The organism is Rhodoferax sp. (assembly GCF_044236835.1).
Taxonomy (GTDB): Bacteria; Pseudomonadota; Gammaproteobacteria; order Burkholderiales; family Burkholderiaceae_C; genus Allorhodoferax.
The window spans coordinates 1-22,437 of sequence record NZ_JBIIGC010000015.1 but is presented as its reverse complement, the minus strand read 5'-3'; the positions used below and the strand labels follow the sequence as shown (position 1 = coordinate 22,437).

24 protein-coding genes and 1 tRNA gene are annotated in these 22,437 nt (G+C 62.2%); 7 read left to right on the top strand and 18 right to left on the bottom strand.

Annotation, left to right across the window (positions count from 1 at the left end):
• The first annotated feature begins 53 nt into the window (after positions 1-53).
• Positions 54-932 carry an archaetidylserine decarboxylase gene (gene asd, locus ACILRC_RS11315; protein ID WP_395669479.1) on the top strand — a complete coding sequence of 293 codons (879 nt, stop codon included), beginning with the start codon at positions 54-56 and terminating at the stop codon, positions 930-932.
• On the opposite strand, the gene ACILRC_RS11310 is transcribed toward asd, so the two are convergent.
• From ACILRC_RS11310 to ACILRC_RS11280, 7 genes are all read right to left on the bottom strand, one after another.
• The gene (locus ACILRC_RS11310; protein ID WP_395669478.1) at positions 876-2,126 is read right to left on the bottom strand and encodes a glycosyltransferase family 4 protein; all 1,251 of its coding nucleotides are present in this window, start codon (positions 2,124-2,126) and stop codon (positions 876-878) included. The two genes, asd and ACILRC_RS11310, sit on opposite strands and share 57 nt — an antisense overlap.
• Before the next feature lie 76 nt (positions 2,127-2,202).
• A complete protein-coding gene (locus ACILRC_RS11305) occupies positions 2,203-2,874 on the bottom strand; it encodes an HPP family protein (protein ID WP_395669477.1) in 672 nt (223 codons plus the stop codon).
• Between the two features lie 35 nt (positions 2,875-2,909).
• The gene (hemW, locus tag ACILRC_RS11300) at positions 2,910-4,127 is read right to left on the bottom strand and encodes a radical SAM family heme chaperone HemW (protein WP_395669476.1); all 1,218 of its coding nucleotides are present in this window, start codon (positions 4,125-4,127) and stop codon (positions 2,910-2,912) included.
• Positions 4,120-4,734: an RdgB/HAM1 family non-canonical purine NTP pyrophosphatase gene (rdgB, locus tag ACILRC_RS11295; RefSeq protein WP_395669475.1), complete on the bottom strand. Its 615-nt coding sequence runs from the start codon at positions 4,732-4,734 to the stop codon at positions 4,120-4,122. The genes hemW and rdgB overlap by 8 nt, the downstream gene beginning before the upstream one ends.
• An 80-nt stretch (positions 4,735-4,814) precedes the next feature.
• Positions 4,815-5,543, bottom strand: coding sequence for a ribonuclease PH (gene rph, locus ACILRC_RS11290; RefSeq protein ID WP_395669474.1), 729 nt, complete (start codon positions 5,541-5,543; stop codon positions 4,815-4,817).
• A 74-nt stretch (positions 5,544-5,617) separates the two neighbouring features.
• Entirely contained in the window at positions 5,618-6,523 is a 906-nt protein-coding gene (locus ACILRC_RS11285) for a PP2C family protein-serine/threonine phosphatase (RefSeq protein WP_395669473.1), read from the bottom strand.
• Positions 6,520-7,524, bottom strand: coding sequence for a serine/threonine protein kinase (locus ACILRC_RS11280; protein ID WP_395669472.1), 1,005 nt, complete (start codon positions 7,522-7,524; stop codon positions 6,520-6,522). The genes ACILRC_RS11285 and ACILRC_RS11280 overlap by 4 nt, the downstream gene beginning before the upstream one ends.
• Before the next feature lie 82 nt (positions 7,525-7,606).
• Between ACILRC_RS11280 and ACILRC_RS11275 the strand changes: the two genes are divergently transcribed.
• The 4 genes from ACILRC_RS11275 (at position 7,607) to ACILRC_RS11260 (ending at position 11,740) form a co-directional block, all read left to right on the top strand.
• The gene (locus ACILRC_RS11275) at positions 7,607-8,512 is read left to right on the top strand and encodes a YicC/YloC family endoribonuclease (RefSeq protein WP_395669471.1); all 906 of its coding nucleotides are present in this window, start codon (positions 7,607-7,609) and stop codon (positions 8,510-8,512) included.
• Positions 8,513-8,542: 30 nt separating this feature from the next.
• The gene (gmk, locus tag ACILRC_RS11270) at positions 8,543-9,163 is read left to right on the top strand and encodes a guanylate kinase (protein ID WP_395669470.1); all 621 of its coding nucleotides are present in this window, start codon (positions 8,543-8,545) and stop codon (positions 9,161-9,163) included.
• A gap of 29 nt (positions 9,164-9,192) precedes the next feature.
• Positions 9,193-9,396 carry a DNA-directed RNA polymerase subunit omega gene (gene rpoZ / locus ACILRC_RS11265; RefSeq protein WP_395669469.1) on the top strand — a complete coding sequence of 68 codons (204 nt, stop codon included), beginning with the start codon at positions 9,193-9,195 and terminating at the stop codon, positions 9,394-9,396.
• A 103-nt stretch (positions 9,397-9,499) separates the two neighbouring features.
• Positions 9,500-11,740, top strand: a complete 2,241-nt coding sequence (locus tag ACILRC_RS11260; protein WP_395669468.1) for a RelA/SpoT family protein — start codon at positions 9,500-9,502, stop codon at positions 11,738-11,740.
• A gap of 1 nt (position 11,741) precedes the next feature.
• Here the strand turns inward: ACILRC_RS11260 and greB are convergent, their stop codons facing one another.
• From greB to ACILRC_RS11240, 4 genes are read right to left on the bottom strand one after another with little or no spacing between them, the layout of a single operon-like run.
• The gene (gene greB / locus ACILRC_RS11255) at positions 11,742-12,311 is read right to left on the bottom strand and encodes a transcription elongation factor GreB (RefSeq protein ID WP_395669467.1); all 570 of its coding nucleotides are present in this window, start codon (positions 12,309-12,311) and stop codon (positions 11,742-11,744) included.
• 30 nt (positions 12,312-12,341) lie between these two features.
• Positions 12,342-13,043 carry an ABC transporter ATP-binding protein gene (locus ACILRC_RS11250; protein WP_395669466.1) on the bottom strand — a complete coding sequence of 234 codons (702 nt, stop codon included), beginning with the start codon at positions 13,041-13,043 and terminating at the stop codon, positions 12,342-12,344.
• Entirely contained in the window at positions 13,036-14,277 is a 1,242-nt protein-coding gene (locus ACILRC_RS11245) for an ABC transporter permease (protein ID WP_395669465.1), read from the bottom strand. Before ACILRC_RS11245 ends, ACILRC_RS11250 begins: the two co-directional genes overlap by 8 nt.
• Positions 14,278-14,294: 17 nt before the next feature.
• Positions 14,295-15,551, bottom strand: coding sequence for an efflux RND transporter periplasmic adaptor subunit (locus ACILRC_RS11240; protein WP_395669464.1), 1,257 nt, complete (start codon positions 15,549-15,551; stop codon positions 14,295-14,297).
• A gap of 427 nt (positions 15,552-15,978) precedes the next feature.
• Here ACILRC_RS11240 and ACILRC_RS11235 point away from each other — a divergent pair, with 427 nt between their 5' ends.
• Entirely contained in the window at positions 15,979-16,635 is a 657-nt protein-coding gene (locus tag ACILRC_RS11235) for a BON domain-containing protein (RefSeq protein ID WP_395669463.1), read from the top strand.
• Here the strand turns inward: ACILRC_RS11235 and ACILRC_RS11230 are convergent.
• Complete coding sequence (locus ACILRC_RS11230; RefSeq protein WP_395669462.1) at positions 16,629-17,195, bottom strand: SOUL family heme-binding protein; 567 nt, start codon at positions 17,193-17,195, stop codon at positions 16,629-16,631. The two genes, ACILRC_RS11235 and ACILRC_RS11230, sit on opposite strands and share 7 nt — an antisense overlap.
• A gap of 291 nt (positions 17,196-17,486) precedes the next feature.
• Here ACILRC_RS11230 and ACILRC_RS11225 point away from each other — a divergent pair, with 291 nt between their 5' ends.
• The gene (locus ACILRC_RS11225) at positions 17,487-17,867 is read left to right on the top strand and encodes a hypothetical protein (protein WP_395669461.1); all 381 of its coding nucleotides are present in this window, start codon (positions 17,487-17,489) and stop codon (positions 17,865-17,867) included.
• On the opposite strand, the gene ACILRC_RS11220 is transcribed toward ACILRC_RS11225, so the two are convergent.
• From ACILRC_RS11220 to ACILRC_RS11195, 6 genes are all read right to left on the bottom strand, one after another.
• Positions 17,837-18,964, bottom strand: a complete 1,128-nt coding sequence (locus ACILRC_RS11220) for an NAD(P)H-hydrate dehydratase (RefSeq protein WP_395669460.1) — start codon at positions 18,962-18,964, stop codon at positions 17,837-17,839. The two genes, ACILRC_RS11225 and ACILRC_RS11220, sit on opposite strands and share 31 nt — an antisense overlap.
• Before the next feature lie 333 nt (positions 18,965-19,297).
• Positions 19,298-19,374: transfer RNA gene (locus ACILRC_RS11215), tRNA-Arg, on the bottom strand.
• 566 nt (positions 19,375-19,940) lie between these two features.
• Entirely contained in the window at positions 19,941-20,945 is a 1,005-nt protein-coding gene (hrcA, locus tag ACILRC_RS11210) for a heat-inducible transcriptional repressor HrcA (protein ID WP_395669459.1), read from the bottom strand.
• Between the two features lie 238 nt (positions 20,946-21,183).
• A complete protein-coding gene (locus ACILRC_RS11205) occupies positions 21,184-21,786 on the bottom strand; it encodes a DUF3592 domain-containing protein (RefSeq protein WP_395669458.1) in 603 nt (200 codons plus the stop codon).
• 89 nt (positions 21,787-21,875) lie between these two features.
• A complete protein-coding gene (locus ACILRC_RS11200; protein WP_395669457.1) occupies positions 21,876-22,196 on the bottom strand; it encodes a hypothetical protein in 321 nt (106 codons plus the stop codon).
• A 15-nt stretch (positions 22,197-22,211) separates the two neighbouring features.
• Positions 22,212-22,437, bottom strand: a 226-nt coding sequence (locus tag ACILRC_RS11195; RefSeq protein ID WP_395669456.1) for a hypothetical protein, incomplete at its 5' end; no start/stop codon positions are given.

Sequence of the window (22,437 nt, the reverse complement as noted above, 5' to 3'; positions counted from 1 at the left end):
CATTTGCCTTTCGTACACAAGCTATCCAACCTACTTTGAAAGCACCGCACGCCATGACTTTTCGCCACGCCTTGCAGCGCCTGTTGGCCCAAGAGGACCTGAACTTTTTGCTCACCAACCGCCTGCCCCGCCAGACCCTGACCCGGTTCATGGGGTGGTTCAGCAAGATCGAGCAGCCCCTGGTGCGCAGCGCGTCGATTGCCATCTGGAAGTTCTTTGGTGACCTGGACTTGCGCGACGCCAAAAAGCAAACCTTCACCAGCATGCACGACTGCTTTACCCGCGAGCTGCAAGACGGCGCGCGCGTGGTGGACCAGGCTACCGATGTGCTGTCCAGCCCGGTGGATGCCATCGTGGGTGAGAGCGGCCCGATCGAGGGTACGAAGGTGTTCCAGGCCAAAGGCTTTCCCTACACCTTGCAAGACCTGATCGGCCCCGACGAAGACGTGGCGCCTTGGCGCAACGGCAGCTATGTGACGCTGCGCCTCACCTCGGGCATGTACCACCGATTTCATGCGCCTTACGACTGCACGGTGGAGAAGCTGCGGTACTTTTCGGGCGACACCTGGAACGTCAATCCGGTGGCGCTCAAGCGGGTGGAAAAGCTGTTTTGTAAAAACGAACGTGCCTTTCTGAGCACGCGCCTGCGCGGTGGGCCGGTGGACGGGCAACGCATCGCATTGGTGCCGGTGGCGGCCATTTTGGTGGCCAGCATTCGGCTGCATTTTTTGGATGTGCTGCTGCACCTGAAGTACCACGGGCCCAAGGCTCTGGCGTGCAACGCTCCATTGAGCAAAGGGCAGGAAATGGGCTGGTTCCAGCATGGCTCCACCGTCATCGTTCTGGCGCCCCACGGCTTTCACCTGTGCGAGGGTTTAGCGCCCGGCGCGCGCGTTCGCATGGGCCAGGCTTTGCTGCAGTGGCGCGGCTAGGACCTGCGCATGGCGCTCGATCGCGCTGCGCAGCGTCGCAACAAAACTGTCCACGATCGCGTCCCAGCCCAGGTGCGCCACGCTCGCCGGGGCGGCTGCGCGCAAGCGCGCTACCAGCTCAGGGTTGCTGGCAAGGGTGATGGCCGCCTGCAGGTAGGCCACCGAGTCTGCTGCCTCCACCGCCAAACCGTTGTCACCGTTTGCAATCAGTTCGCTGGCGGCGGCGTGCGCATACGACAAGACCGCCAGGCCGCTGGCCAGCGCTTCGGGCACCACGTTGCCGTAGGTCTCGGTCAGGCTGGCAAATAAAAACAGATCGGCCGAGGCGTAGTGAGCCGCCAGCTCCTCGCCCTTGCGCACACCGGCAAAGTGGGCGTCGGGGCAGGCCTGCTGCAGCGACGCCCGCAAAGGGCCATCGCCCACGAACACCAGCCTGGCGCGCGGGTTGTGCTGGCGCAGGGCTGAAAACGCGGCCAGCACCTGCCCCACGTTTTTCTCTTTGGCCAAACGCCCCACCAGCAACGCCACCGGGTCCTGCGGTGCTGCACCCCAAGACTGGCGCAGAGCCTCGGAGCGCTTGGCGGGGTGGAACAGTGCGGTATCGACGCCGCGCGCGAGCAGCGTGACATGTTTGTAGCCACGCGCTTGCAGCGCCTGCACCAGCGCTTGGGTGGGAACCATGGTGGCCAGGGTGCGGTTGTGCAGTTTGCGCAAGTAGGTGTCGATGGGCGACTTCAACAGACCGACGCCGTAGTGCTGCGAGTAGCTGTCGAAGTTGGTGTGAAAGGAACTGGTAATGGGCAGCTGCAAGGTGCGCGCTGCAGCGACCGCCGACCAGCCCAGTGGCCCCTCGGTCACCACATGCACCACATCGGGCCGGCGTGCAGACCACAGCTTGATCAGCCGACGCTTGGCCGGCATGCCAAAGCGCAATTCACCATACGAAGGCAAGGGCACCCCGCGCGAGAGCACTTGGTGCAGGCCATCGCGCAGCGCAGGCGCACCCTCCAGTGGCTGACGCGGGCGCACCAGTTCCACGGTGTGGCCGCGCCGGATCAGGCCGTCTACGATGCGGCCCAGGGTCATGGCCACGCCATTGACTTCGGGCGCATAGGTCTCGGTCACCACCGCCACGCGCAGGCTGGCAGGCAAGGCGGAGAAGGACTCCACCAGAATGTCATCGATTGTGTTCACCTTAGAGAGCCTAGGGCCCCAACATCACAGTTTGATGACGAATTTTTGACAATTTGAAGCAGGTGCTGTCAGCCGTTCATGTCCACAGATCCAGCGGTGGATCGGCCACGACGGCGCGCAGCACGTCGGAGCGGGACACAAAGCCGATCACCTGGCCCGCGTCGTCCACCACCGGCAAGCCGGGCAGACCGGTATCGAGCAGCACCCGCGCAAGGCGCCGGATATCGGTGTCCGGTGCGACGCTGGGAACAGGCGTCCACATCACCTCCAGCACGCTTTGCATCTGCAGTGCGCGCCACACCAGCGCATGCGCATCGGGCCCAGGCAAGCGGTCGGGGTGCAGCAGGTCGGCGCGCGTGAGCAGCCCCACCAGCACCCCTTGTGCATCCACCACCGGCGCCTGACCCACATGGCGCTGGGCCAGCGTGCTCCAGGCCTCGGCCACGGTAGAAGCGGCGGCCACCAACACCACCGCGTGGCTCATGATGTCTTGCACCCGGCTCAAGGGGTGGCGGGGGATGCCGGGCTGCGCCGCACTGGCATAGGCCGCCATGGCACCACGGTGCGTCTGGTCGTGGGCGGTGCCTGCGTGGGGCTGGGCGCGGTCTACACCGGCGGCGGTGTCGGCGCCCGTGGCGACCGGAATGATCTTGGCAATGCGGGCGCTTCGCGTGGGAGGGCCGATGGCGCGCAGCTCTTCGAGAGAGCCCCGAAACAAACGGCCTGCGGTACCGTACAGCGAGAACATGGCAACACCCCCGCGCTCAAGGCCCCACACGGGCCTTACTGGGGCGCATTGGACAGGAAAAGAGCCTGCAAGTCACTCAAAAAATCGAAGCCGCGCTCGGTGGGCCACACCCGTGCAAAGTCGCGCCCAATGAGACCTTTGCACTCGGCCTCTCGAAGGGCTGCTTCGATGGAGGACAGCGGCAGCCCGGTGCACTCGCAGAAGTCACGCGAACCAAAGCCTTCGCGCAAACGCAGGGCGTTGAGCATGTACTCAAAGGGCAACTCTGCGCGGGGCACCTCAGTGTCTTGCGCCAATGCAGCGCCAGCCAAGGCCTGCGCCATGTAGCGCTGCGGATCGCGCAGGCGCACCTGGCGCACCACCCGGTGCGCGAAGCTGAGTTTGCTGTGGGCACCTGCGCCAATGCCGAGGTAGTCGCCAAACCGCCAGTAGTTCAGGTTGTGCGCGCAGCGGTGGCCGGTGCGCGCGTAAGCCGACACCTCGTAGCGCTCCAAGCCGACAGCGGCGGTGGCGTCGGTGATGTGGTCCAGCATGGCGTAGGCGGTGTCGTCTTCGGGCACCACCGGTGGAAATTTGGCGAAGTAAGTGTTGGGCTCGATGGTGAGGTGGTAAACCGAGAGGTGCGGCGGCGCAAACTGCAATGCGGTGGCGATGTCCTGCCCAAGTTGCGCCAGGGTCTGCCCGGGCAAGGCGTACATGATGTCGAGGTTGAAGGTGGCAAACACCTTGGCCGCCTCCTCCACGGCCGCCAGCGCCTGGGCGCGGTCGTGGACGCGGCCCAGCGCCTGCAGGTGGGCATCGTTGAAACTCTGCACGCCCACCGACAGCCGCGTAACGCCGGCCTGCGCAAAGTCGCGAAATCGGTTCTTCTCGAAGGTCCCGGGGTTGGCCTCCAGCGTGATTTCGCACTGCGGCTCCAAGCGAAGACGGGCCCGCACATCACCCAGCAAACGCTCAATGGCTTGTGGCGAGAACAGGCTGGGTGTGCCACCGCCCAGAAATACGCTGTGCACGGTGCGCCCCCAGACCAAGGGCAAGGCGGCCTCCAAATCGGCCAGCAGTGCGTCAATGTAGCGCTGCTGCGGCAGCTCAGACGGCGCTTCGTGCGAGTTGAAATCGCAGTAAGGGCATTTGCGCATGCACCACGGCAAATGGATGTACAGGCCCAGCGGCGGCGGCGCTGGTAACTGCAGCGTGCCGGGCCGCAGGTAGTGCAGCAGGTCGGACGGCGCGGTGCCGCCCTGCTCAACCATGCGCGGGGTCCAGCCAGCGTGCACGTATCAAGGCCACCATGGCCTGCGCCGCACGGCCACGGTGGCTGTGGGCATTTTTCACTTCGACCGGGAGCTGGGCAAAGGTCTGGCCAAACTCAGGAATCCACATGACCGGATCAAAACCAAAACCATTGCTGCCCACTGGCGCGCGGGCGATCTGGCCGACCACGCGGCCGCTGGCGATGAGGGGCTCAGGATCCTCGGGAGAGCGCACCGCGACCAAGGTGCTGACCAATGCGGCGCGGCGGTCGTCTATGGCCTGCATTTGCTCCAGCAGCGCGCGTACGTTGTTGTCGTCGCCTTTGGGGTAGCCAAACTCGGTGGCGTAGTACGCGGTGTCCACACCGGGGCGCCCACCGAAGACGTCCACACACAGGCCCGCATCATCGGCCAGGGCTGGCAAGCCGGTGTGGGCAGCTGCGTTGCGCGCCTTTGCCAGCGCGTTTTCCACGAAGGTGCGAAAGGGCTCCGGCGACTCCGGTACACCAAGCTCACCTTGCGCGACCAGCGCGCATCCCATAGGTGCAAACATCGCTTGCATTTCGGCCAGCTTGCCCGGGTTGTTGGAGGCGAGAACGATTTTCATAGTGCAAGTTCTTGGGGTCAGGCGCAGTTGCTACGCAAAGGTGCTAAGCATCGGTGTTCGGCATCGGCGGGGCAACTGCTTCATGCCTGCAGCGCTTGCTGTTGCAGCGCCATGAGTTGCACGATGCCTTTTTCGGCCAGGCCCAGCATGGTGTCCATCTGGGCGCGGCTGAAGGCCACGCCCTCGGCGGTGCCCTGCACTTCCACAAAATGGCCGGCACCCGTCATCACAACATTCATGTCGGTATCACAAGCGCTGTCTTCGGTGTACTCCAGGTCCAGCAAGGCAGTGCCCTGAACGATGCCCACCGAAATGGCGGCAAGCCCCGAGATGATGGGGTTGTGCGCCAGCTTGCCCGCTGCCAAGAGGCCACGCACCGCGTCTTGTGCCGCAACGTAGGCGCCGGTGATGGCCGCGGTGCGGGTACCACCGTCGGCTTGCAGCACATCGCAGTCGAGCACCAGGGTGCGCTCGCCCAGGCGCGTGAGGTCAAACACCGCGCGCAGCGAGCGCCCAATCAGGCGCTGGATCTCTTGGGTGCGACCACTTTGCTTGCCACGTGCCGCCTCGCGGTCGCTGCGGGTATGGGTGGCGCGGGGCAGCATGCCGTACTCGGCGGTCACCCAGCCTTGGCCGCTGCCACGTTGATGGGGCGGTACTTTGTCTTCCACGCTGGCGGTGCACAGCACCTTGGTGGCACCAAACTCGATCAGTACCGAGCCCTCGGCGTGCACCGTGTAAGCGCGGGTGATGCGCACTGGGCGCAGTTCGTCTGGGGCGCGGTTGCGATTGCGGACAAAAGCAGTCATTCGGGTTCTTTCATAAAGCGAAGGTGGTGGGTATGGCGGTCAAGGCCGGCTGCGCGGCAGTGCGCCCAAGGGGCTCAGGGCTTTCGGGCCGCGGCACGGCGAATGGCTTCGTTGATCTCAGCAATCGAGCGCTCGATGGTGGCGTCATCGAGGTCCTCCACCGCAGCGTCCACCCAGCCCGTTTGGACCGTGGAGGCGAACACGCCATCATCAACCTGGGCGGAGGACACGCTGGTTTGCGAATCCAGCGCGTCGGGCGCCTCCCATTCGACGGCCACCAAGGTGACGTTGTCGCTGTGCGCGCCACCTTTTAGCAAGGCCTGATCAACCAGCTCTGGGGCGGCTGCATGCACGGGCTTGGCCTGCAGCTGGCTGACGATGTCCTCGTCTTGCAAGTTGCCCCACAGCCCGTCGGAGCACAGCATCATGCGATCACCAAACTTCAAGGAAAGCGGGCCCGCAACATCCACCACCGGTTTGGACGGCGACCCCAAACAAGTGAACAAAATGTTGCGGCTGGGCAGCGCTTGGTCAGAAGGGCGTTCGCCTTGACGCTGCACCAAATAGGAGTGGTCCAAGGTTCGCGCTAACAACTGGCCTTCTCGCACAAAGTAAAACCGGGAGTCTCCACAGTGCGCCCAATAGGCGACACCACCTTGCACCACCGCCAAAACCAGGGTGGTGCGGGGGTTGTCGGCGAGGGCCTTGTCAGCGGCATAGCGCAGGATGCGGCGGTGTGCGGCCATCACTGCGGCGCTGACAAAGGCCCTGACATCAGACAAGACGGGTCGGGCCTCTTCCTGAAACATGGCAGAGATCGTCTGCAACGCCAGTTGAGCCGCCATCTCGCCTTCGGGATGACCGCCCATGCCGTCGGCCAACAAGAAAATTGCCGAGCGGTCGGTGTAGCAATAGCCCATGCGATCTTCGTTTTTGTCACGCCCGCCTTTGCGGCTGATCTGAAAAACCGAGAACTTCACTTGGACTTGGCCACGGGCTGCGCGGCTTTGGTGGGCTTCTTGGAATCGGACACCATGGTGTCGATCTGCAGACGCAAGCGCTCCGCTATCGACAGCTTGGTGTATCGGCGCTCACCCTCGCGGCTGAGTTCCTTTTGAAGGTCGTACACCGACTGGGGACGCGCAAGGGGATCCAAGGCCATGCACCATTCGACCACCTCGATCAGACTGTCGGAATACACACCGCGTAAACGACCCAAGGTAATGGGGATGCGATCCTTCTCTTGGCGCTGCGGCGCCTCGTTCGGTGGGTAACCTACCATGCAAGCGTAGATGCAAGCACCAATGGCGTAGATATCCGTCCATGGGCCCATGGCCGCATCGCGGCGGTACATCTCGGGTGCAGCAAAACCTGGGGTGTACATCGGGCGCACAAAGTTGCTTTCTTTGGAAAGCACCTCGCGGGCAGCTCCGAAATCGATCAGTACTGCCGCGTTGTCGTCGGTGATGAACACGTTTGCCGGCTTGATGTCCAGGTGCAGCATCTTGTGTTGGTGCACGATGCGCAGACCGCGAAGTATTTCGTCAAACAATGAACGGATGGTGGATTCGCGAAACACCTTGCTGCGCTTGAGGTCCCGCGCTGTGACGATGAAGTCCTGCAAAGCCGCGCCCTCAAGGTAATTCATCACCATGTATACGGTTTCATTCTCTCGAAAAAAGTTCAGCACGCTCACCACAGAAGGGTGGGAAATTTGGGCGAGCGAACGGCCTTCCTCGAAGAAACTCTTGAGCCCGAGCCGGTACAAGGACAGCTTCTCGGGCAAAACTTGGGGTGCGAGCTCGCCCTCTGCGCGGGTGGCCAGCGAGGACGGCAGGTACTCTTTGATGGCCACCTGCTGGTCTTGCGAATCGAGTGCAAGGTAGACGACGCCAAATCCGCCGGCTGCCACTTTTCGCACAACGCGGTAACCGCCGATGAGGGTGTCCGCTGGGAGCGGTGAGGGCTTGACCTTTGACATAAACTGCGCCCTAGGGCTGAACTTGCCAAGTGAATCGGGTTATTCTCGACGCCACACTAACAACGTATACCAACACACCACGATGCCAGTTTACAGCATGACTGGTTACGCCAGCGGACAGCACAACACTGCCTCGAGCAGCACCGACGCAAGCGCCCATACCACCTTGGGCTTGGAAATCCGATCCGTCAACAGCCGCTTTTTGGACTTGTCTTTTCGCCTGCCGGAAGACCTGCGCCAACTTGAGCCCGCCTTGCGGGACCTGGTGTTGGGAAAGATCAAGCGCGGCAAGGTCGAGCTGCGCGCCTCCATCGAACGGTCGCAACACGCGGGCGTGACCGATCCCTCGCCCAAACTGCTACAGCGGCTCAATGCAGCGCAAGACAGCATTCGGTCGTGGCTGCCAAGTGCAGCGCCCTTGGGCGTGGCCGATGTGCTGCGTCTGGCAGCGGCCGAGCAGTCCAACACAGGCGACTTCGGCGTACTGGTGCTGCCCCTGGCTGAAAAGGTTCTCAAAGACTTGCTGGCGGCCAGGCAACGCGAAGGCGCGCGGCTTTCGGCCATGCTTGAGGGCCATATTGAGCAGTTGCGATCGCTGGCGACACAGGCTGGGCCCTTGGTGCCGCAGTTGGTGGCGCAGCAGCGCCAGCGCTTTTTGGACCGCTGGACCGAAGCCATGGCACTCGCGTCCGATGCCGCGCTGCCAGAGGCCGCACAAGACCGTGCGCTGACCGAAGCCACGGCCTTCGCCATCCGCATCGATGTGGCTGAAGAACTCACACGCATACGCTCGCACCTCGATGAACTCGAGCGATTGCTAAAAAAGGGGGGCGAGATTGGGAAGCGGCTGGACTTCCTGATCCAAGAGCTTCACAGAGAGGCCAACACCATGGGATCGAAGTCCTCCGCACTGGAACTGACCCACATCGGCGTAGACATGAAGGTGCTTATCGAGCAAATGCGCGAACAGGTGCAGAACATAGAATAAGTGCCCCAGCGCCAACCGCAGCAGCCACTCATGGACTACCCCGGAAACCTGTTTGTCGTCGCGGCGCCCAGCGGTGCTGGCAAGTCCAGCCTGGTCAAAGCCCTGCTTGAACTCGACGCCCGCGTGCAGCCCTCGGTATCTCACACCACACGCGCGCCACGTGGGCAAGAGAAGCACGGCCGCGAGTACTTCTTCATCTCGCCCCAAGAGTTCGAGGCCATGGTCGCGTCCGAGGCGTTTGTGGAGTGGGCCCATGTCCACCGCCAACGCTACGGCACCTCCAAGAAAGCCATTGCCGAGCGCATGGAACAAGGCGCAGACGTCATCCTGGAAATTGACTACCAGGGCGCTATACAAATCAAAACCATTTTTTCCAACGCGGTCTGCATTTTTATCTTGCCGCCCAGCTGGGACGAGCTTCGCGCGCGGCTGGAGCGGCGCGGCGAAGATGCACCCGACATCATCGAGATGCGCATGCAAAACGCGCAGGCCGAGGTGGTGCACGCCGATAAGTTCGACTTCGTTATAATCAACGAGTCTTTTGACCGAGCGCTTTTTGACCTGAAAGCCATCGTCCATTCCCAGCGGCTCAAGTTTGCGGCGCAACGCCGTGCCAGAGCCGAAACATTCAAAGCACTGCACATTCCATAGTCTTTGCCAACCGCATTTTGGAGAATTTCATGGCCCGCATCACCGTCGAAGACTGCCTCACCCAAATCCCCAATCGCTTCCAGCTCGTCCTGGCCGCAACTTACCGCGCACGCATGCTCAGCCAAGGGCACACGCCCAAGATCGAAAGCAAGAACAAGCCCGGCGTCACTGCTCTGCGTGAGATTGCAGCAGGCAAAGTGGGCATCGAAATGCTCAAGAAGGTCCCCATCTGAATGGGGCAACACAAAAAGGGCACCGCTTGCGGTGCTTTTTTTTCGCCTGGCGCTGGCAAACCACGCATGCCCCCAGGCAGCAAGCCTGCGCTACATTTAGCGCATGGGTACACCACCTCTAAGCTCGGTTGTGAATGCAGCGGTCGCCAACGCGGCGTCCGCAAGCTTTGCCGGCCTCACCGCGAAGCTTGATTACCTCTCTGCCGGCGATGTTGAGCAAGTGCGCCTGGCCTACCGGTTCGCTGACGAAGCCCACTTGGGGCAACTTCGCAACAATGGCGAACCATACATCACCCACCCCATAGCAGTTGCGGCCCAGTGCGCTGCATGGAAGCTCGATGCACAAGCCCTCATGGCGGCCTTGCTGCACGACGCATTGGAGGATTGCGGTGTCACCAAAATCGAACTGATTGAACGCTTTGGCTCTCCGGTAGCGGAGTTGGTGGACGGACTCACTAAGCTCGACAAGCTGCAATTCAACACCCGCGAAGAAAACCAGGCCGAATCCTTCCGAAAAATGCTACTGGCCATGGCACGCGATGTGCGTGTCATCCTGATCAAGTTGGCCGACCGGTCGCACAACATGCGCACCCTGTCCGACACCCCCAAGTCCAAGTGGCGCCGCATTGCCTCGGAAACCCTCGACATCTATGCGCCGATCGCCCACCGTTTGGGCTTAAACCAAACCTACCGCGAGCTGCAAGACCTGGCATTTCAACACCTGTGGCCCTGGCGCTATGCAGTGTTAACCAAAGCGGTGACAAAGGCGCGCAGCCGCCGGCGCGATCTGATCCAGAAGGTGCAAAAAGAGGTGGAGGCCAGCTTCGCGGACTGCAGCATGAAGGTGCGCATTGCGGGTCGCGAAAAGTCGCTCTATTCCATCTACAAAAAAATGGATACTAAGCACCTGAGCTTTGCCCAGGTCACCGATATCTACGGGCTACGGGTGCTGGTGGCCAACACCATCGACTGCTACACCGCCCTCGGCGTCTTGCACCAGCTCTACAAGCCAGTGCCAGGTAAGTTCAAAGACCACATTGCAATCGCCAAACTCAACGGATACCAGTCGCTGCACACCACCTTGGTCGGACCTTCTGGCATCAATGTGGAGTTCCAGGTTCGGACCGACGCCATGCATCTGGTGGCTGAGTCCGGGGTGGCTGCGCATTGGCTCTATAAGGTCAACCACCCCGAAGACGCGTCCCTTGGTCGACTTGGAACCCAATGGCTACAGTCGCTCTTGGACATCCAAAGTGAGACCCGAGATGCCGCAGAGTTTTGGGACCATGTCAAAGTGGACCTGTTCCCCGATGCGGTCTATGTCTTCACGCCCAAGAGCCAAATCATGGCCTTGCCGCGAGGCGCGACCGTCGTAGACTTTGCGTACGCCATCCACAGCAATGTGGGTGACCGCACCGCCGCGGCCCGCATCAATGGCGAGCAGGTGCCTTTGCGCACCGAGCTCAAAAACGGCGACGTAGTGGAAGTCGTCACTGCCGCAGTGTCCACGCCCAATCCTGCTTGGCTGGGGTTTGTACGTACCGGCCGCGCACGCTCAAAAATTCGCCACCATCTCAAGACCATGGCGCAAACCGAATCAGAAGAGCTGGGTGGTCGGCTCCTGTTGCAAGCGCTACGTTCAGAAGGTATCGAAAGCCTGCCTAGCGAAAACCCGCGCGACGTAACGATATGGGACAAGCTGCTGCGCTTCACAGGCAACCGTAACCGGCATGAGTTGCTGACCGATATCGGACTAGGAAAGCGCATCGCCAACATCGTGGCCAAACGCATGGCGCATCTCATGGTCGAGTCGGGTCAACGTCCCGATGCGCTGCTGTTGACACGCGAACGCTTCACCTCGCACGAGTCCAACGCGCAGGGCGCCATCACGCTTGATGGCAGTGAAAACGCATCCGTCCAGTTCGCGCGGTGCTGTCGCCCGGTTCCCGGCGATGCAATTCTGGGTTACCTTGGCCGAGGCGAAGGTCTGGTGGTTCACACGCGCGATTGCCCGGTGGCCCGCAAGTTGCAGAACAAAGACAGCGAGCGCTTCATCGGCGTGGACTGGTCCGAAGATCCGGTACGCAGTTTCGAGACCGCCATTGTCGTCACCGTCGCCAATGGGCGGGGCATGCTGGCCAAAGTTGCAGCAGCGCTGGCCTCCACCGAGGCCGACATCGTGCACATCGATATGGGTCAAGAAGGCGCACAGGACGCATCGGATCTGCGCTTGCTGGTGATGGTGCGCGACGCTGCTCACCTCGACGCAGCCTTGGTCAAGCTGCGGCGTACTCCCTCGGTGCTGCGCGCCAAGCGCAGCGGTGGCATGGCGCCGGAGCTCTGAACTACGCGTCGGGTTTGGGCTGCGGCGCGGGGTATTCCACCGCAAGCACCTCAATCTCGCCAACCCGGTCCGGCATTACAAAGCGCAGGCTGTCGCCCAAGCGCGCTTTGAGCAAGGTGCGTGCAATGGGCGACACCCAGCTCACCTCTCCCAAGGCGCTGTTGGCCTCATCAATGCCTTTGATAGTGATAGTTCGCTCTGCACCAGCTTCGTCTGCATAGGTGACGCGCGCGCCGAAAAAAATCTGGTCGTTGCCCCAGTGCACTGCCGGGTCGATGATTTCGGCAATCTCCAGACGCTTGGTGAGAAAACGAATGCGCCTGTCGATCTCGCGCAGCCGCTTTTTGCCGTAGAGGTAGTCACCGTTCTCGGAGCGGTCGCCGTTGCTGGCCGCCCAGTGCACCACCTCGACCACTTTGGGACGCTCGCTGTCGATCAGCGCTAGCAACTCGTCGCGCAGCGCGGCGTAGCCCACGGGGGTGATGTAGTTTTTGCCGTTGTGCGCAAGCGCTGGCATTTGCACATCGTCATCTGCGTTGTCGTCGCTTTCTTTGGTGAACGCTTTGCTCATCACCGCACTGTAATGGAAGGGCCTGCGCGCTCACTCGCCTGTGACCTGCCCGTCAATGACCTCGATGGTCCGGTCGCAGCGCGCAGACAGGGCCACGTTGTGCGTCACAAACAAAACGGTGGTTCCATGCTCGGCGTTAAAGCGCCGCAACAGCGCAAAGACTTCGTCGGCGCTTTGCGTATCCAAGTTGCCCGTGGGCTCGTCGGCCAGCAGCAGCGCCGGGGCCATGGCCAGGGCCCGGGCCACTGCCACACGCTGCTGTTGGCCACCGCTGAGCTGGCCTGCGCCGTTGTCCTTCCAACGCGTCAAGCCGACGCTGTCGATCAATGCCTCTGCGCTCGTGCGCATGGCCGCCGTAGGGAACTCTTGCGCACCCAGCATCGGCATCATCACGTTCTCCAACGCGGTGAACGCGGTGATGAGGTGGTGGTATTGAAAAACAAAGCCGATGCTGTGGCCGCGCAGCCGGGTCAGCGCCCGGTCGTCGAGCACGGTAGTCTGTTCGCCGCATACCTCCACCGTGCCCGACGTGGGCCGGTCCAACAGCCCGACGATGTTGAGCAAGGTGCTCTTGCCCGAGCCCGAGGGACCGACGACGGCACAGAACTCGCCATGGCGTACCCTGAGATCAATGCCGTGCAAGACCTCCGTCTCAAAGTTGGTGCCCAGGTTGAACGACCTGCGCACGCCTTGCAATTGCACAATGATCGGGTGCTGGCTGTCTTTAACCATGGATGGCCACCACCGGGTCCAGGCGCGCTGCCCGCCGCGCCGGTGCCAAGGCCGCAGCCAGCCCAGTGACCGTTGCCAACGCCAGCGCTTGGCCAAAGAGCGCGGGCTCCAATACCAAGGCGAACAGTGGCGTGCCATCGGGGTTGTGTACTGAGCGCTGCCACAGCACCAGCACCCCCACGCCCAGCAAGGAGCCGGCCACCGAGCCGAGCCCTGCTAGCAGCCCCCCTTGCAGCAAAAACACCCGCATCACCTGCCCCCGCGAGATGCCCATAGCCCGCAAAATGCCGATCTCGCGCGACTTTTGCACGACCACCACGGCCAGCACGCTGGCGATACCAAAGGCCACGGACAGGCCAACGAAGAAGCGGATGGCGTCGTTGGAGGTGTTCTGCGCGGTGATGGCGGTGAACAACTCGGCGTTGGTGCTGATCCAACTGTCGGCATCGACACCTGTGGCTGCCGTGATGCGCTGCGCCACCACCTCAGCGGCGTAGACATCGCGCACGGTCACATCCATGCTGGTAACCCCACCTGGAAGCGCCAGCAAGCTCTGTGCGGTGCGCAGGGACACAAAGGTACTGCGCCCATTGGCGGCCTTGTTGCCCAGGTCGAAGATGCCTGCAATCGCCAAAGTGGTGTCGGCGCCATTGGCGGTGCTTAAGCGCAGCTTGTCGCCCACGCGCACACCCAGATCGGCGGCCAGCTCGGTGCCCACCAGCATCTCGCTGCCGGTCAGGTCGGCGCTGCCCTGGACGATCTTGTCTGGCAGATTAACAACGCGGTAGTACAGCGCGGGCTCGATGCCCACCAAACTGACAGCCCGGCTGGCCACGCCGCGCACCACCAAGGCCGAACCACCCGCCACTGGCGACACGACCAGCACCTCGGGCATGCTGCGTATCTGCTGCGCCACCGCCTGCCACTGGTCGATGGATTTGAGGCGCTGCAAGGGCACCTGCACCGTGGCCGCCTCCACTTCACCGGGCCGCGCAGACGCACCCATGCGCAGTAGGCGCGTGACCTCTTTGGGCGGCAGCAACTGAATGTGCCCCTGCGCCGAGAGCACGCGGCGGATGAAACCGGTCTGCAATCCCGAGATCAGCGCAGACATGAAGACGATCACCGCCACGCCCAGCGCGACGCCCGCGATGATGAACAGGGTCTGCAAGCGGCCCTCACGCAAAAAGCGGATGGCCACAATCCATTCGAAAGGCAGCCAGGTGGTGTGCATCGCGCGAACGCCTTGAATCAATTCGGCGCGGCAATAACTGGCGCTGCTGACGTGGCTGGCGCTGCTGACGTTGCTGGCGTGGTTGGCGCGCGGCGTACACGGGCACCAGCCGCAATGTCGGCTGTGCCTACGACCACTTCATCACCCTGCAACACACCGCCAAGCACCTCGGCCACACCGCCGCTGCGCAAACCCAGCTGGACCGGCCTTCGCATGGCACGCCGCCCCTCCAGCCGCAAAACCCACGGTGCGGTGTCAACACCGTGCACTGCAGACAGCGGAACCAGGAGCGCGCTGGCGCGTCGGGCCACCTCGATGTCCACCGAGACGGTCATATCCTGCTTAAGGACCGCAGGCGGCGCCTCCACATCGAGTTTGACCTCGACCGCGCCGGTCGTGGCATTGACGCCGGGGTTGATGTAAGCCAAGCGCGCCGTAAAGCGTTCATGGGGGTAGGCGTCGGCCGAGCCCAGCGCCGGCTGTCCCAGGGCTAGCAGCGCGAGGTTCTTCTCGTCGATGGCCACCACCAACTGCGTGCGGCCTTGGGGCGAGAGCGTCATCAACACCTTGCCCGGTTGCACCACATCGCCCACCTCCACACTGCGCGCGATCAGCGTACCAGCCACTGGCGCCTTTAGCAGGGTGTAGCCGGTGCGCGCACCAGCGGCCTGCGCATTAGCCTGGGCGCTGGCCACACTGGCCAAGGCCAAGGCGTAGTCACTGCCACTTGCGGCCGTGGTGTCGACTTGCTTTTGCGCGGCGCGCACTTGCGCATCGGCCAGCACGGTCGCCTCGCGTGCAACGTCCAGCGCGGCTTGTCCGATGAAACCTTGGTTAAACAGTGCGGTGCTGCGCGCCAAGGTGGCGCGGGCGCTAGCCAAGCCGGACGCAGCCTGGCGCAGCGTCTGCACCGCCACGGGGCCCTGCACCTCTTGCAGTTGGCGCAAGCGCGCCTGCGCCTGCACAACAGCAATCGCCGCCTGGCGCGCGGTGGCCTGCAACTCAGTGGCATGGAGCTCCACCAAGACATCACCGGCCTGCACGACTTGGCCTTCGGCGACTGGAATGCGCCGCACCGTACCGGTGATCTGCACCGAGACATCCAGCCGATGGGGTGCCTGGACGCGGCCACTGGCGACCAGGGTCTGCACCAAGTCATGCACAACCACCACCTGGGTGCCCACCAGCGGCCCCAACCACCAGCGAAACCCTAGCCATGCCGCACACAGCAGCACCAACATGGCTGTGAGCAAGTGCCAGCGGTAGCGTCGCACGAACGATGGAGCGGCTTTGCCCACCTGCGCTGACGCTGGCGTTAGCGTTGGTGCGGTGCTAGGCCCTGCCGTCGGCGTTGGGGCTGGTACAGGCGCAAGCCCAGACTCCTGCGGTGGTCCTCGCTCCTGAAGCTGCGAGTGGGGTGGCTCTTGTGGTGAGGTCGGCATGGTTTGGATTGGGTTGTCAGGTCGTCAGGACTGGCTCAGATGCATACCGAGGCTCGCCAAGGCTGAGCGCGCCGCCTGCACGGCTCGACATCACAAGACAGCGATGCGCAGGTTAGGTGCAGCTTGGTTTTCGCACCGTGCGGCAACGCACATGCCAAGTGCCTGGTGTTACCCGGCCTGTGCCTGCGTGTGCGCTGTCGCACCGACGCACAGACCAGCGAGGTACAAGCTTTAGCCTTCTCAACCCACAGGACACAACATGATGAAAACCGATGCGCAACTACAAAAGGACGTAATGGCTGAGCTGAAGTGGGAACCCGCTGTGCATGCGGAACAGGTTGGCGTAGAGGTGAAGAACGGCGTGGTGACACTGGCTGGCGAGGTCGGCAGCTACACCGAAAAGTGGAACGCCGAGCGCGCCGCCCAGCGCGTGCACGGCGTCATGGCGCTGGCCGTGGAGATGAAGGTGCGGCTTTCGGGCTTGGGCCAGCGCAGCGATGCCGACATCGCCGAGTCGGCCAGCAACATTCTGGGCTGGACCAATTCCTTGCCCCCGCAGGCCGTGCGGGTGATGGTCGAAAGCGGTTGGCTCACGCTCTCGGGTGAGGTGCCATGGCAGTACCAACGCCAAGACGCAGCCCATGCAGTGCGCTTTCTGATGGGCGTTACCGGGGTCAGCAACCAAATTGAGATCAAGCCTTTGGCATCGGCGACGGCCATCAAGTCGGACATTGAAGCTGCGCTCAAACGCCGCGCCGCAGCCGACGCCAATTCGGTAGCAGTAAGCGTGCACGGCGGCGACGTGACGCTCACCGGCACGGTACACAGCTGGGCTGAGCGCGACCTGGCAATCGAGTCCGCCTGGGGTAGTGCAGGCGTGCGCAAGGTGGTGGACCAGCTTGAGCTGTCTTACTGAACCAGGCGCAGCCAGATCTCGTTTCGCCGCAGGAACCAGGGCTTGAAAGGTGCGTCGTAGCGGGCGACCACCGGCAAGCCTTCCCACGCCAGGCCTGCCGCCTGCAGCGCTGTATGGAGCTTGTTGAGATGGTCAGTGTCATTCGACTCCGACCAAAAGCCGGAGTACCGGATCACAGCCACGCGGTGAGGCGGCACATCGCGCAGCTGGATGCGCGCATCCAACGGCTGCGGCGCGCTCTCTGCACTGACGCCCTTGGGCAGCACGAACTGCACCAGGAATCCACCGGGTGCGGCTGTCTGGGTGACGGGCGCGGTCATCTCCAGTTTGACTGGCGTCGCGGTCTGCGTCACAGGTGCGGTCATCGCAAACTTGCGCTCGCCTTTGTTGTTACCAAAGATGTAGCCCGCCAGGATGGGAAAGGCCTGGCTGCCCGCCTCGCTGGATGGGCCGCTGACCACGACTTCGGCGACGGCATATCCGGCGTACTGCCGCACCTCGGCGCCCTCCAGCGCACGAACAAGCTGGTACAGGGGCTCTTCGGTGGCGTGCGTGGGCATGGGTAGGGCACTCAGTACAAGGGTTGAGAACAGGGCGGCGAATAGCGCCCAGCTGGGGCCGCGCGGATGTCGTAACAGGCAAAGTGGCATGGGAGGATGTTCGCATGGACAGCGGCAGGCTTCTGTGTGCCGTCGCACGGACGCCGACGTGCGCGCGCGCTACCTTGGCCGCCATTCCCTCCTATGGGCCGATCCACTGCAAAGCCAGAGAAGCTGTCGACGCGCTGCAACGCGCAAACAAGCGATGCGCCACGGCAGCTACCTGACGCCCAACCCACGAAAGCCCTTGCCATGAGCCTGTACCACGCCGTTGCCTTCGTCGACCACTACGCCGCAGACGTTCTGCAGTTCGGCGCCCAACATGTGGTGGAGCACACACTGCACCAGCAGCTCAAGTTCACGCGCGCACACCACAGCGGCGTGCGTACCGAACACGTGTTCTTTGGCCAGATCTGCGATGCACTCGATGGCATCACCGAGGTCTTGGTCACCGGCGGGCACACTGCGCTGGCCGACTTCCGCCACTACGTCGACAAGCACCGACCACAGACCGCCGCGCGCATTGCCGGTTATGAGGTGGTGGACCATCCCACCGAAAAGCAGTTGGTGGCGCTGGCGCGCAAGTACTTCGCCAAACACGATCAGTTTGTTGGCATCCGGCTTCCGACCTGAGCCGAAGCGCGCGCCAGACGGCGAAGAACGCCCGGAATGCACTCGGGCAGGTCCTGCGCCAACAGCCCCGGACCGAACCGGCTTGCCGCCGCGCCGTGCAGCCACACGGCAGCCGCTGCCGCGAGCCATGGCGCCATGCCCTGCGCCAACAGGCCCAACACCAAGCCCGCTAGCACGTCCCCTGCGCCGGCGGTGGCCAGGGTGGGTGGGGCGTTGGTGTTGATGATGGCCAAACCATTGGGCGCGGCGATCACGGTGTCGCTACCCTTGAGCACGACGATGGCACCGCTGGCCCGTGCAGCTGCGCGGGCAGCGCTGAGCTTGTCGCACGCGTTCGCTGCGGCCGCACCGAACAAGCGAAGGAACTCACCTGAGTGCGGGGTCAGTACGCAAGCGCCTTTGCTGTACTTTGCAATTGCGTCAAACAGCACCTGCGGATCGTGCTCAAAGGCCGTCAGCGCATCCGCATCGAGAACCATCGGCCGCCCCGTGCCGAGCATGGCGAGCACGCGCGCCCGCGTCTCCCGCCCCGCACCCGCGCCCGGGCCCATCAAAAGCGCCGTGAAGCGCCCGAGGCTAAGCAACTGCGAGAGGTCCTCGGGGCCAGCCACGGTCTGCACCATCACACTGGTCATGGCAGCGGCGTATACATTCAACGCAGCTTCTGGCACCACAATGGTGGTCAGCCCAGCCCCCACCCTAGCGGCTGCCATCGCAGCCATGCGGGCAGCCCCGGTCGTGGGCCAACCGCCCCAAACCAACGCATGCCCTCGGGTGTACTTGTTGTCGCTGGGGACCAGAGCGGGCAGCGCATCGCGCCACAGCACGGGACCGTTCTCGAAAGTATCAGCATCGACCTCATTGGGCCTCCAAGCTGGCGTGTCGATATCGGCCACGACCAACTCGCCGCACAGGCTTCTGCCGGGTTGCAGCAGGTGGCCGGGCTTCTTGTGCCCGCCGGTCACAGTGACCACGCAGGCCACGGCCCCCAGACTGAGGCCGTTGTCGGCCAAGACGCCACTGGGCAGATCGACAGCAACCATGGCAATCTCGCGGGTGGCAGCAGCGGCCGCGGTGTCCAGCGCTGCATGATGCACAGCGCGACCTGGACGCCCAAGCCTTGCATCGCGACGTCACCGCTGGCACCCTCCGCGGCGCTCCACAGCTCGGGCTGCGCCCCGTGCGCTGAGGTCAGCGAGGCAGTGCAGAGATCGGGCTCGGAATCAGTTGGGAGCATGCAGGAATCTAGGTTGGGGAAAGCGAGTGTGCGCGGCGGGGTGTCGAAGCTCTGTTCGTTGTCGCACGCAATGGCGCGCGACAGGGTCAGGACGGAATGGAACGCGGCACTGGACGGGTCACGGACACCGGACGAAAGCGGCCCAGAAAATGAAAAACCCTCTGAAACCTGACGATTTCAGAGGGTGTTCATTTGGTGCGGCTGGCAGGAATTGAACCCACGACCCCTTGGTTCGTAGCCAAGTACTCTATCCAACTGAGCTACAGCCGCGAAGCCGCGCATTGTAGCACGGCAAAATGTGCCTCAGGCCCGTCAGGCACGGCACCTGTCAGAACTTGCAGACCATGGTGGCCGGCCCTGCAGTGGAGCGGCAAAACGATGGCATAGCTTTACGAATGGTAGGCCGTGTTGGACTTGAACCAACGACCAAAGGATTCAGGTTGGCATGGGTTTCCCCATTCCCTGGACTATCTCACCACCCTCGCCACGGACTGCTCCGCGCGTTAGGGTGCCGGGCGCTCTGGGGGTGCTTATCGGCTTGGCTCCTCACACCCTAGTCTCTGCACCTTCTCACCTACCGGTCTGTCGACCTGCCTTCGGTGAGCTTGGCTCAGGGTTGCCGGGCCACGGTGTGGCGGGCGGTTTCCCTGAATTCACCCGGTTTTTCCATTGCCGCTTTCGCAGCAAGGTCACCATTTTGATGAGTCCTCTGCTCTAACCAACTGAGCTAACGGCCCATTCGTAAAACCACCGCAACGGCCCATCGGATCGACACCGCTGGGCGCGTGCTGCAAAGCGAGGCATTGTACCGGCAGGCTTTGTGCGCAAACACGTCGCTATTTGTGGTGGCTCAGCGCGTGACTGACCAGCTTGGAGGTGATGTCAACGATCTGAATCATGCGGTCGTAAGGCATGCGGGTGGGACCAATCACGCCCAAGGTACCCACGACTTTGCCGTCGACCTCGTAGGGGCTACTGACGATCGACAGGTCTTCAAAAGGCACAACCTGGCTTTCGCCGCCGATGAAAATGCGCACACCTTCGGCCTGCCCCGCCACATCGAGCAGCCGCATGAGTTGGGCCTTTTGCTCAAACAGATCGAAGGCACGGCGCAAATTCCCCATGTCGCTGGAAAAGTCGGAGACCGACAGCAGGTTGCGCTCGCCCGCAATCACCACTTCGTCACGCGATTCGTTGAGGGTTTCGGTACTCACTTTGACCGCCGCCTGCATCAGGGCGGCGATCTCGGTGCGCAAGCTCTCGACTTCCAACAACAGGCGCTCGCGCACTTGGTCGATATCCATGCCCACGTAGTTGCTGTTGAGGAAATTGGCGGCCTCAATCAGCTGCGCCTGGGTGTAGTCCGCCTCGGTGAAGATCACTCGGTTCTGCACATCGCCATCGGGAGACACGATGATCACCAACAGCCGCTTCTCCGACAGCCGCAGAAACTCGATATGGTGAAACACCGAGCTGCGCTTGGGCGCCATCACCACACCGACAAATTGCGATAGGCTCGACAGCAAATTGGCTGCGTTGGCAATTACTTTCTGGGGTTGGTCGGCGGCCAGGCGGTGGTTAGCGTAACTGCCAGATTGCACCGTGAGCATGGTGTCAACAAACAACCGATAACCCCGCGCAGTAGGGACCCGTCCCGCCGAGGTGTGTGGGCTGACAATCAGACCCAAGTCTTCCAAGTCGGACATGACGTTACGGATCGTCGCCGGCGAGAGCTCAAGCCCGGAGGCCTTAGACAATGTGCGACTGCCGACGGGTTGCCCATCGGCGATGTAGCGCTCGACCAGCGCTTTCAGTAACAACTTGGAACGGTCATCGAGCATCGGGGCATTTTACTGTTCACGTGGTCGGAGTGCAGGCCGATTTGCGTGGGGCAACCGTGTGATGGGCGCTAATCTGCCGATAAAGAACTGAGGTACAAAAGCGCAAGAGGGAAATGGCAAACCTCAACAGCGCTTGGCCGTGAACAACCAAGGGCGTCAGCATCGGCGAACACTGCGCCAACGTTTGACATGAGGGGCTCGACCCGGCTTGCCGGGGCGAGTCCTCTCGATGGAAGGGTTAGCCATCAATGTTGCGGCGGACTGATGTGTCAAGTTGCTGACGAGATATGAATCGTGCATCTATTCGCTGACGGAACGAACGTTCGGTTCTTGTGCCGAGCGCTGACTTGGCTAGCCATGCGAAGCTACCTAATCCAAAGAAGAGCATGCAGAAGAAACCAAATACGGTGCCATTCTCAACGGTGCCTCGAATTAACACTGCCTCGGATGGCCGATTTGGATCGTAGTAGGCGGACATACGCGCGCCACGTGGATAGCCGTTCGCTCGGATTTCGACTGCTGCCTTGTTGGAGCACAAGCCATTGCCGAACCAAATTCTCTTGCTTGAGTATTGCGTGCCATCCACTTTATAGGTGTACTCGACATCAAGTGAATGGCTGGGACCATACCGCCAGCTCCCACAGTCTCGCTCTGCTGATGCCTTCACCACGACGACCTCAGTCGCACGCCAGTCTCTACTGGCGACGTAGGCCTTGTAGGCTGCCAAACCATACTGCGCGGCGCCGATGAGGGATAGCACGCCGACTGTGAGCGGAATCGCGAGCAGCGATACCATGATGCTAATGTCCCCAAAGCGTCGAAGGCGATCGGCAAGCTGCATTTGTTGATGGCTAACGTGAAGATGACCGGACCACAACAACTGGCGGCGAAGCCGCATTCAGCTGTTGTGGGTCCATGTCGATTGGCATGTTAAGCCGTGGGCAGCTTCGTTTCATGGGTGTGTCCGAGGAGTTGTGTCAGCCGTTGGTCGAGGACTTGTTGTTTCGCCGAACGTCCCATGCTGGCCTCCGCCAACGCGAGCAGCTTCAAGATTTCGACGGATTCCCAGTTGGTTTCTTCGACGATTGACCTTAGCCAGTCACCAGCAATACCGAGTTCGTTGTGCTCAAGGAACTCAGCTACTTCGTCAAGTGCGCCAGTCGTCGCAGGCGTAGGTGTGACGAGCGCCTTTGCCTGCAGCAAGTACTGCTCTGTGCGACTCCAGGAAGAGCGTAGTTCTGGCGTGACCATGACTCGTCGAGTTGATTAACTTTGATATATCCCGCAATTTTGCGGGATAACAAGGGGGGCTGTCAGATAACGTGGTTCATTGATCATCAAAAAATCTCTTGTTTTCATAGACTTACTGACCTGCCCCCCATAAACCGTACCAGCCAAATTTCCAAGAAGTCCATCCACCCGGAGAATGATGGACATGAGAACAAGCAAATTCAGCGAAGAGCAGATCATTGGCTTTCTGCGCCAGGCCGAG